Below are 9,561 nucleotides of genomic sequence, written 5' to 3'. Positions count from 1 at the left end.
AATACCCCGGGGGGTAGAGCACTGGATGGGTAATGGGGCCCCACAGGCTTACTGATCCTAACCAAACTCCGAATACCCGGGAGTACTAGATGGCAGACACACGGCGGATGCTAACGTCCGTCGTGGAGAGGGAAACAACCCTGACCTCCAGCTAAGGCCCCTAATTCATGGCTAAGTGGGAAAGCAGGTGGGACGACCAAAACAACCAGGAGGTTGGCTTAGAAGCAGCCATCCTTTAAAGATAGCGTAACAGCTCACTGGTCTAAATAAGTTGTCCTGCGGCGAAGATGTATCGGGGCTCAAGCCATGAGCCGAAGCTGAGGATGCCGTAAGGCATGGTAGCGGAGCGTAGTGTGATAAAACCTATCTCTTTTATTCGTCTTCGGGCGGATCGGAGAGAAGGGTTTGACTGTGAAGCCGGCGCGTGAGCGATCCGGTGGAGTGATCACTAGTGAGAATGATGACATGAGTAGCGACAAACAGGGTGAGAGACCCTGTCGCCGAAAGTCCAAGGGTTCCTGCTTAAAGTTAATCTGAGCAGGGTAAGCCGACCCCTAAGGCGAGGCCGAAAGGCGTAGTCGATGGGAACCAGGTTAATATTCCTGGGCCAGGAGGATGTGACGGATCGTGAAGGTTGTTCACCCTTATCGGATTGGGTGGGCCGCTGATCGGTTCCTGGAAATAGCCCTCCATTAGATCGTACCCTAAACCGACACAGGTGGACTGGTAGAGAATACCAAGGCGCTTGAGAGAACGATGTTGAAGGAACTCGGCAAAATACCTCCGTAAGTTCGCGAGAAGGAGGCCCAGTTTCTACGCAAGTATTGACTGGGGGCACAAACCAGGGGGTGGCGACTGTTTACTAAAAACACAGGGCTCTGCGAAGTCGCAAGACGACGTATAGGGTCTGACGCCTGCCCGGTGCTTGAAGGTTAAAAGGAGAGGTGCAAGCCTTGAATTGAAGCCCAAGTAAACGGCGGCCGTAACTATAACGGTCCTAAGGTAGCGAAATTCCTTGTCGGGTAAGTTCCGACCTGCACGAATGGCGTAACGACTTCCCCGCTGTCTCCAACATCGACTCAGCGAAATTGAATTGCCTGTCAAGATGCAGGCTTCCCGCGGTTAGACGGAAAGACCCCGTGCACCTTTACTACAGCTTCAGACTGGCAACAGGACTGGGATGTGCAGGATAGGTGGTAGGCTTTGAAACCGGAACGCCAGTTTCGGTGGAGCCATCCTTGAGATACCACCCTTCGCATTCTTGTTGTCTAACCGCGGACCGTTATCCGGTTCCGGGACCCTCTGTGGCGGGTAGTTTGACTGGGGCGGTCGCCTCCTAAAGAGTAACGGAGGCGCGCGAAGGTTGGCTCAGAGCGGTCGGAAATCGCTCGTTGAGTGCAATGGCAGAAGCCAGCCTGACTGCGAGACTGACAAGTCGAGCAGAGTCGAAAGACGGCCATAGTGATCCGGTGGTCCCGAGTGGAAGGGCCATCGCTCAACGGATAAAAGGTACGCCGGGGATAACAGGCTGATGGTGCCCAAGAGTCCATATCGACGGCACCGTTTGGCACCTCGATGTCGGCTCATCTCATCCTGGGGCTGGAGCAGGTCCCAAGGGTACGGCTGTTCGCCGTTTAAAGAGGTACGTGAGCTGGGTTTAGAACGTCGTGAGACAGTTCGGTCCCTATCTGCCGTGGGTGTAGGATACTTGAGAGGAGTTGCCCCTAGTACGAGAGGACCGGGGTGAACGATCCACTGGTGGACCAGTTGTCATGCCAATGGCAGTGCTGGGTAGCTATGATCGGAAAGGATAACCGCTGAAGGCATCTAAGCGGGAAGCCCCCCTCAAAACAAGGTATCCCTGAGAACCGAGGTAGACCACCTCGTCGATAGGCCGGAGATGTAAGCGCAGTAATGCGTTCAGTTGACCGGTACTAATTGTTCGATAGGCTTGATTTGATCCAGTGAAAGCCAGGAATGGCCTCACGTGATCCACAAGCATCACCATCGGTGTGCTGACTTGGATAGTTTACGTCTGTAAACTCCAAATATGACCCTGAAATCAATAATTTAGGGTTTTGGACGTTTGTTTCTTTCTTGGTTTGGTGGTCATAGCACGAGCAAAACACCCGGCTCCATTCCGAACCCGGCCGTTAAGTGCCGTTGCGCCGATGGTACTGCATCTTAAGGTGTGGGAGAGTAGGTCACCGCCAAACCTAGTAAGAAACAAGCGCGTATCTCTCTGACGATTTCCTCAAATCTTATCGAATTTTCGGCGCCCTACGGGTGTTGTCTGTACATGAGATATGTATGGGCATTTGCGGCGGTTGTGTGGGGTTTGGCATCAAGCGCGATGGCGGACGTCACCCTGATCGTGAATCGCAATGCGGCGGTGACGACACTTTATCTCAGCGCGCCAGCCCCGGTCATGTCAGAGGCTTTCGCTGGCCCGGCCCTGGAGCCGCCAGAGGGCGCCACATTTGCCGAGGCGCAGCGCCTTGCCAGAGATGCGGCGCAACACATGGCCGATCACATCACCCTCAATACGGCAGAGAACATCTCCGTTGCCCGCACCACCTCCGCTCTCCTGCACATATCCGACGATCCGCTGCGCTTCTCGACCCCGTTTGAGGCGTCGATTTCGACGGCGCTCTGCACCACACCGGATCGCCAATTGCCCAGCTTGGGCGATCTGCGCTTCTATGGGGCGTTTGTCGCAGATATCCCGTTCGAGGCAGGCCCGCTCGCAGTATCGTTCAACGGCCCATTCCCCGAAAACATGGCGGTCGATCTGCTCTATTTTGAACGCGGCGCGCTGGTGTCTCGCCGGTCCCACGATCTTATTGCAGGCGACCCGATCCAAATAAGTCCGACACAATCTGGACCTGGGCGGACCGCGCTGTGGATCGCGTTGATATCCGGCTTCGTGCTGGTCGCAGCACTCAGCCGTCGTCTCGCTATGACCCAGGTGAAATGCTCTGAAATCTGAGGCAAATGCGCGGTTCGGCAGGAAGTTTACATTTCTGTCACAGACCCCCCTTGCGACTCGGAGTCAGGCGATATACGTCACCGGTATTGGCGCGGGGTGGAGCAGCCCGGTAGCTCGTCAGGCTCATAACCTGAAGGTCGTAGGTTCAAATCCTACCCCCGCAACCAAAAAATCACCGGCGCTTAGACGCCGGTTTTTTTGTGCCTGGCCCGATCCACTACCGCGTTTCGATCTTATCTAGGAATCGCATCCAGCGGATCACATGCGGCAGCCCAAACACCTTTGCGTTTCGCAGCGGGATTGGCGCCAGCGACGTTATCGGAAAGGGTAGCGTCTCCGGCGCGGCACCCATGGCGCGCTCGGCCAAAACACGGCCCATCACATTCGCCATCGCGACGCCACGGCCATTGTAGCCCAGCCCGACCAGCAATCCCGGCTTTGGCTCATGCAGATGCGGCAGATGATCATCGGTGATCGCGATTTTGCCGCCCCAGCGATGCCGCCACGTGACCCCGCGCAGTTGCGGAAAGACCCGTTCCGCGTCTTTGACCAACCAGTCGAAGCCACCGAGATTCCCGTGCCGGTCGGGCTGCCCGTGACCGCCATAGACCATACGATTGTCCGGCTCTCGGCGCGCATACATGATCACACGCCGCGAATCTGAGATCGTGTGTCCGTGGGGTAGGATCTCGGCAATCACATCCTCGGGCAGCGGGTCCGAGGCGATCTGAACAGGCGTGATCGGAATCACACTTTTCGCCAGATTCGGAACCAGATCGTCAGAATATCCGTTTGTTGCCACGATCACGCTTTGCGCGGTGATCCGGCCATGGGCCGTGGCGACCACCCAGCTATCCCCCTGCCGCGACAGGCTTTTTACCGCGCTGCCGCCATGGATCCGCGCGCCGCGGTCACGCGCCACGCGCGCCAAACCCTGGGCCAGCATCAGGGGTTGGACGGCGCCGCCGCGCGGGTTCACCATCCCGCTTTGATAGGTGTCGGACCCCGATAGCCGCCGAACCTCGGCGCCATCGATCACCTCCATCTCGGCGCCAATGGCGTTCCAATTCTGCGTGTCGGCGATGGCCTTGCGATGGGCTGCGTTTGAGTGATTAACCCGCAGCCACCCGTTTTGACGGGCCTGACAGTCGATCTGATAGCGTCGAATCATATCGAACAACGCGTCCGCTGAGCCCAGCGAGGCCTCGGCCAGCCGTTCGAATGTCTTCGCGCCCACGATCTCGCGAATTTTTGAGGGCGCATTGAACGGCAGCATCGGATTGACTTGGCCACCATTGCGACCGGAGGCCCCGGCACCGACATCCCCGGCATCAACCACGATCACCCGCGTGCCCGCCTCCGCCAGATGCAGCGCCGCCCGAAGGCCGGTAAACCCGGCGCCGATGACCGCGACGTCGGTGCTGTGATCTCCGCGCAATGGTGGGTTGGCCGCGGTCTCCGGCGCAGTATACGCCCAAAGAGAGGCCGGTGCCGTCGTCGCCTCGGCGGTGATCATCGGATATCTCCTCTCCAGCCCATCCGCCGTGAGATTTCCTCGGCGGCTTTTATGATATCGGGCGCCTGCGCCATCAATTCGGCGGGTGTCGCGTCATCGGTCTGCGCCCAGAGCGACAATCCAGCGATGACTTGGGATTGCCCGTTTCGGATCGGTGCACAGACCCCGACCACATGGAGGTATTCCTCGCGGACGGCGACCGCAAACCCTTGCGCGGCAACACTTTCCAATTCGGCTTCCAGCTCGTCGGGATTGGTCTTGGTGAACTCCGTAAACGCCTCAAGCTTCAACAGCGCCAGCAATTCCGCACGCCGCCGGGCTTCCATTGCGGCCAAGAACATCTTGCCCGCCGCGGTGCAATGCAATGGCGCCCGGTCGCCCGCGCGGGCCGCAAAGCGCAAAGAGACATAGTCCGAGGTGCGCAGATATAAGATGCAATCGGTCTCCAGCGCGGATAAGGCCGCGTTCATTCGGGCGCGCATGCTGAGCGCATCCATGATCGGCGCCGCTGCTTCTTGAACACCGTGCCGGTCCAAGCTGGACGGCGCCCAATTCTGCAGGCGCGACCCAGTGAAATAGGTCCGGCTGTCGGAATCGTATTCGATCATCTGCTCGCTTTGTAGAACGGCCAGGATGCGGTGGCAGGAGCTTTTGACGAAACCAGTGCGCGCGACGATCTCGCTGAACGGCAGGGGCTGACGCGCACTGCCCAGCGTGTCCATGATCAGGGCGCATTTGCTGACAATCGAACTTTCTTTCGGTCGCGCCATCCGCGTCCCCACTATTGTTCTACTTAAAACCGCCTGCAAATTGCGCAGTGTGAATTGACAAGCCATTTCCGGCGGCGTCTGCTCTCTTTCGGCGTCAGAAAAAGGTTGACGCTATCCAAACCCGATGACTAGCCTTGTTATACGGAACATTGAGTTCTGCATTGTAGGAGCCTCTTGCATCGTAAGTAAAACAAAAATCGCAATACTCGCCATTGCAGATCCGGGTTCATACAAATCAAAAAAAATCGATCCCAACAGGAGAGAGACATGAGAAAGACAATCGCCTCATTGCTGGCCGGTACGGCAATTCTGGCTTCCGGCCAAGCTGCGCTGGCAGACGGCCACCTGGAAGAAATCACCGTCGCCTATTTCCTTGAATGGCCGCTGCCCATGTATGACGCCTGGGCCAATGGCGAGTTCGAAGAAGCCATGGGCGTCGAGCTGAACTGGGTGTCGTTCGAGACCGGAACGGCCATGTCCGCCGCGATGGCCTCGGGTGATGTGCAGATCGCCGTATCCCAGGGCCTGCCGCCCTTCGTGGTCGCGGCCTCGGCCGGTCAGGATATCGAAGTGGTCGACGTCGCCGTGACCTACGCCGATAACGACAATTGCGTCGTGCGCACCGACCTGGAAATCGACGCTGACAACGCGTCCGAGCTGGCCGGTCGCCGCGTGGCTGTACCGCTGGGCACCGCTGCTCACTATGGCTTCCTGCGCCAGATGGAGCATTTCGGCGTTGAACTGGCCAGCCTCGATATCGTCGACATGGCGCCGCCAGAAGGTGCTGCCGCGCTGAGCCAAGGTGCCGTTGATTTCGCCTGCGGCTACGGCGGTGGCCTGGCGCGCATGCTGGAATATGGCAACGTGCTTTTGACCGGCGAAGAAAAGACCGAGCTGGGCATTCTGGTGTTTGACGTGATCTCGGCCCCCGCCGAATTCGTGGCTGAGAACCCCGATCTGGTGGCCTCGTTCCTGTCCGTCAGCACCGCCGCAAATGCGCGCTGGAATGCGGAAGGCTCTGACGAGATGCTGGCCAATATCGCGCAACAGGCCGGTATGGATCTGGATGCCGCGCGCAGCGCGATTTCGACCATGGCCTTCCCCGATGCGGAAACCGTGCTGAGCGACACCTGGATGGGCGGTGGCATGGCCACGTTCATGGGCGGTGTGGCGAATGTCTTCGTCGAAGCCGGCTCCATCGACAGCGCGCTCGACAGCTACGAAGACCGGGTCAATACCGGGCCTCTCGAAACCGCCGCTAACTAAATCCGCAACACCAAGGGGCCCGCATCGTCGGGCCCCTTTTTCTATACTCACGTCAGGTCAGGGGACTCTGACTTCAGAGGGGGCCTATAATGTCCGGCTTGGCCATTCGAAACGTCTCGATGCGCTTCGACATTCCTGGGGGTGGGGCTGTGCAAGCCCTGCAGGATGTGTCGCTCGACATCAAACAAGGTGAAATTCTCAGCGTCCTTGGCCCGTCGGGCTGCGGGAAAACGACATTGCTGAACATCGTGGCCGGGTTTCTGGCGCCGACCGAAGGTGTGATCGAGCTGAATGGGCACGAGGTGCATGGGCCCGATGCCGAGCGCGGCATGGTGTTCCAGAAAGGCGCGTTGTTCGAATGGATGAGCGTGCGTGAAAATGTCAGCTTCGGCCCCCGCATGAAAGGCCAGCGGCAAAGCGCTTACGGCGCCAATGTCGACCATCTGCTTGAGGTGGTGGGCCTTCAGGATTTCAAGGAAAAGGCGATCTACGAATTGTCGGGCGGGATGCAGCAGCGCGTGGCCTTGGCCCGCTGCTTGGCCAATGATCCCGACGTGATCTTGATGGACGAACCGCTTGGCGCGTTGGATGCGCTGACGCGCGAGAAGATGCAGAGCCTGGTTCTGAAGCTATGGAAAGAGACCGGCAAGACGATCATCCTGATCACCCATTCGGTGGAAGAGGCGCTGCTGTTGGGCGAACGCCTGATCGTGATGGCCCCGCGGCCCGGTCGCATCCACAAGGAATATGCGCTGCCCTTCGCGGATATGGGCGTCGATGCCGACCTGCGTGAGGTCAAGAAACACGAGCAATTCGGCACCACGCGTGAGGAAATCCTGGGCATGATCTGGGATATGGAAGAAGAAATCATGGGCCGGACGGAGGCAGCGCAATGATCAGCTCGATGACCCCCTTTCTGATCTATGCGGGGATCTTCATTGCCTCGTTTTTTCTGGTGCGCGCCATCGCCGGCGGTATTGCGCGGACCGGCTTTTCGTCTTTGAAAACGGTGACCTTCGGCGATGAAAGCGCCGTCACCTCGGACCGGCGCGCCTCGATCATCTCGGTGATCACGCTGTTCTTTCTGTGGGCGACCTTCACGGGCTCGGCCCTGATCCCGTCTTTCCTGCATATGCCGGGGCCTTTCATCGGCGAGCAGACCTTTGTGCACACGGTTCAGGATGCCGACGGGAATACCGACGACGCCACGGTGACGTTCCTGGTCTGGGATGAGGAAAGCCACCCCGATGGCGAACCTGACGCGCCAGAGGTCGATCCCGGCGATGGATTTGCCGTGAACGACAGCCTCGTGATCGAAGCCTATGGCTCGGAACTGGCGCGGTTGCAGGACAACGATCTGCTGACCCGCGACGATGGCACCAATATCATCGCGGTGAACGGGCGTGAGATCACACCCGGTGGGCGGCTGGAATTTCCGTTCGGCACGATTGTCATGTCGACCCGCGGATCGCTTAACATCCAGCCCGATCAGGGCTGGCAGATGGAGCCGATCTGGCTGCCGCCGCCCGAAAACGTGGCGCAACGTCTGGTTCAGATCGCAACCGAAGGCTTCCGGAATTTCACCCTGTGGGAACATCTGGGCTATTCGCTGTTCCGTGTTGTGGTCGGGTTCATCCTTGGTGCGCTGGTCGGTATCCCGCTGGGCTATGCGATGGGTCTGAGCAACTGGTTCCGCGGCTGGTTCGATCCGATCGTGGAATTCATGCGCCCGGTGCCGCCTTTGGCCCTGATCCCCTTGGTGATCATCTGGGCCGGGATTGGTGAGACCGGTAAGATCGTTCTGCTGTTCCTGGCCGCGCTTTGGATCATGGCGATTGCCGCAAGGGCCGGTGTGTCGGGCGTGAATATCTCAAAGGTCCACGCCGCCTATTCGCTCGGGGCCAGCAAGGCGCAGATCATGCGTCATGTGATCGTGCCAAACTCCCTGCCTGAGATCTTTACCGGCGCCCGCGTGGCGATGGGGGTCTGCTGGGGCACAGTTGTGGCGGCTGAGCTTGTGGCCGCCGAGCAGGGCGCAGGCATGATGATCATGGTCGCCTCGCGGTTCCAGAACACCGATATCGTGATCCTGGGCATCATCCTGATCGGCATCATCGGCTTCGGCATCGATATCCTGATGCGCTGGGGCGAAAATATCCTGGTGCCCTGGAAAGGCAAAAGCTGACCAAAGCCACCCATGACACAGCGGGCGCCCACACGGTTCGGGCGCCCGCTTTGCGGGACGAAGCACCAGGTCGCTGCAACCGCGCGAATGCTCGCTTTCAGGGCGAGCGCTCTTACTGCCGCTTTCGGCTTTGCAGATCACGAAGCGTAATGCCTTCTGAAATGGCAGCTATTGCCTCATCAACCCGTCGCTGCTCCGTCGGGGCGGTCTTGGCCGAAAGAACGTGATTGGTGAACATGCGCTTTTTGCCGGGGGTGAGTTTGTCCCACTGGATTGAAACTGCGTCGTTTGCGGTTAGTGCCAGTTCCAATGATCGCGGCACCTCGACGTAGTCCTGATCGTCCATGCGGAAGCGCATCTCTGCCTCGTCGCCGACATCGAGACCGGTGTGAGCCTTGACCTGCGGCGAGACGATGAAGTACCGGCGCCCGTCGCCCACCGGTATCCACGCGCCACGTACTGGGACATCTGCTATCTCCCCTTCGACCCGCAGGCGCGGGTAAGTTTCGAACGGAAGCTCGGTTTCGAAGCGCGGCGGTAGGAACAGCACCTTGTAAGTGACAACTCGTGATTTCCCGACGCCGTGCAAAGCGATCTTATCTGTAAAGTCGTGGGTAAAATAGCTCATGGGGTTCAGGCTACCTGCTTCTTGTGCTCATCAAGGTTTAAACCCTGTGGCAGCCCTCGGACCATCTCAAATCGTCAATTGCAGTCATTCGCCACAACCACAGCACAACGGCAAGTTGGACTCAGAGCGGACATTGGTGCGGCATGCAGCGTTGGTCAAAATAGGCTCGAAACCGACTCCCAGCGTCGTGACAGGTTCCGACTTGGC

Annotated in this window: 7 protein-coding genes, 1 tRNA gene and 2 rRNA genes (1 of these 10 cut by a window edge); 7 read left to right on the top strand and 3 right to left on the bottom strand. The window is 58.8% G+C overall.

The annotated features are described in order from the left end of the window. From V8J82_RS06240 to V8J82_RS06225, 4 genes are all read left to right on the top strand, one after another. Positions 1-1,959 (top strand): 23S ribosomal RNA (locus V8J82_RS06240); it begins 1,378 nt to the left of the window's first position. A 142-nt stretch (positions 1,960-2,101) separates the two neighbouring features. Continuing rightward, positions 2,102-2,216 (top strand): 5S ribosomal RNA (gene rrf, locus V8J82_RS06235). 137 nt (positions 2,217-2,353) lie between these two features. Then, positions 2,354-2,989 (top strand): hypothetical protein, encoded by a 636-nt coding sequence (locus V8J82_RS06230; protein ID WP_339973247.1) that lies wholly within the window; start codon positions 2,354-2,356, stop codon positions 2,987-2,989. A 90-nt stretch (positions 2,990-3,079) separates the two neighbouring features. Next, positions 3,080-3,156 (top strand) — tRNA-Met (locus V8J82_RS06225). A 50-nt stretch (positions 3,157-3,206) separates the two neighbouring features. Here V8J82_RS06225 and V8J82_RS06220 read toward each other — a convergent pair. Next, positions 3,207-4,505, bottom strand: a complete 1,299-nt coding sequence (locus V8J82_RS06220; RefSeq protein WP_339973245.1) for an NAD(P)/FAD-dependent oxidoreductase — start codon at positions 4,503-4,505, stop codon at positions 3,207-3,209. Beyond that, complete coding sequence (locus V8J82_RS06215) at positions 4,502-5,275, bottom strand: IclR family transcriptional regulator (RefSeq protein ID WP_339973243.1); 774 nt, start codon at positions 5,273-5,275, stop codon at positions 4,502-4,504. Before V8J82_RS06215 ends, V8J82_RS06220 begins: the two co-directional genes overlap by 4 nt. A 267-nt stretch (positions 5,276-5,542) precedes the next feature. On the opposite strand from V8J82_RS06215, the gene V8J82_RS06210 reads away from it, so the two are divergent. The 3 genes from V8J82_RS06210 (at position 5,543) to V8J82_RS06200 (ending at position 8,726) form a co-directional block, all read left to right on the top strand. After that, positions 5,543-6,541 (top strand): taurine ABC transporter substrate-binding protein, encoded by a 999-nt coding sequence (locus tag V8J82_RS06210; RefSeq protein ID WP_339973241.1) that lies wholly within the window; start codon positions 5,543-5,545, stop codon positions 6,539-6,541. A gap of 89 nt (positions 6,542-6,630) precedes the next feature. Further along, entirely contained in the window at positions 6,631-7,437 is an 807-nt protein-coding gene (locus tag V8J82_RS06205; RefSeq protein ID WP_339973239.1) for a taurine ABC transporter ATP-binding protein, read from the top strand. 8 nt (positions 7,438-7,445) lie between these two features. Further along, positions 7,446-8,726, top strand: a complete 1,281-nt coding sequence (locus tag V8J82_RS06200) for an ABC transporter permease (protein WP_339974537.1) — start codon at positions 7,446-7,448, stop codon at positions 8,724-8,726. A 112-nt stretch (positions 8,727-8,838) separates the two neighbouring features. On the opposite strand, the gene V8J82_RS06195 is transcribed toward V8J82_RS06200, so the two are convergent. Beyond that, the gene (locus V8J82_RS06195) at positions 8,839-9,354 is read right to left on the bottom strand and encodes a YdeI/OmpD-associated family protein (RefSeq protein ID WP_339973237.1); all 516 of its coding nucleotides are present in this window, start codon (positions 9,352-9,354) and stop codon (positions 8,839-8,841) included. Between the last annotated feature and the right edge of the window lie 207 nt (positions 9,355-9,561).

Source organism: Gymnodinialimonas mytili, assembly GCF_037544085.1.
GTDB classification, from domain to species: domain Bacteria; phylum Pseudomonadota; class Alphaproteobacteria; order Rhodobacterales; family Rhodobacteraceae; genus Gymnodinialimonas; species Gymnodinialimonas mytili.
This window is presented reverse-complemented; position numbering and strand designations above follow the sequence as displayed.

Excerpts from the sequence above, each read along its gene's own strand:
- V8J82_RS06230 (WP_339973247.1), top strand. The coding sequence starts at position 2,354 with ATGGCGGACGTCACCCTGATCGTGAATCGCAATGCGGCGGTGACGACA.
- V8J82_RS06220 (WP_339973245.1), bottom strand. The coding sequence starts at position 4,505 with ATGATCACCGCCGAGGCGACGACGGCACCGGCCTCTCTTTGGGCGTAT.
- V8J82_RS06215 (WP_339973243.1), bottom strand. The coding sequence starts at position 5,275 with ATGGCGCGACCGAAAGAAAGTTCGATTGTCAGCAAATGCGCCCTGATC.
- V8J82_RS06210 (WP_339973241.1), top strand. The coding sequence starts at position 5,543 with ATGAGAAAGACAATCGCCTCATTGCTGGCCGGTACGGCAATTCTGGCT.
- V8J82_RS06205 (WP_339973239.1), top strand. The coding sequence starts at position 6,631 with ATGTCCGGCTTGGCCATTCGAAACGTCTCGATGCGCTTCGACATTCCT.
- V8J82_RS06200 (WP_339974537.1), top strand. The coding sequence starts at position 7,446 with ATGACCCCCTTTCTGATCTATGCGGGGATCTTCATTGCCTCGTTTTTT.
- V8J82_RS06195 (WP_339973237.1), bottom strand. The coding sequence starts at position 9,354 with ATGAGCTATTTTACCCACGACTTTACAGATAAGATCGCTTTGCACGGC.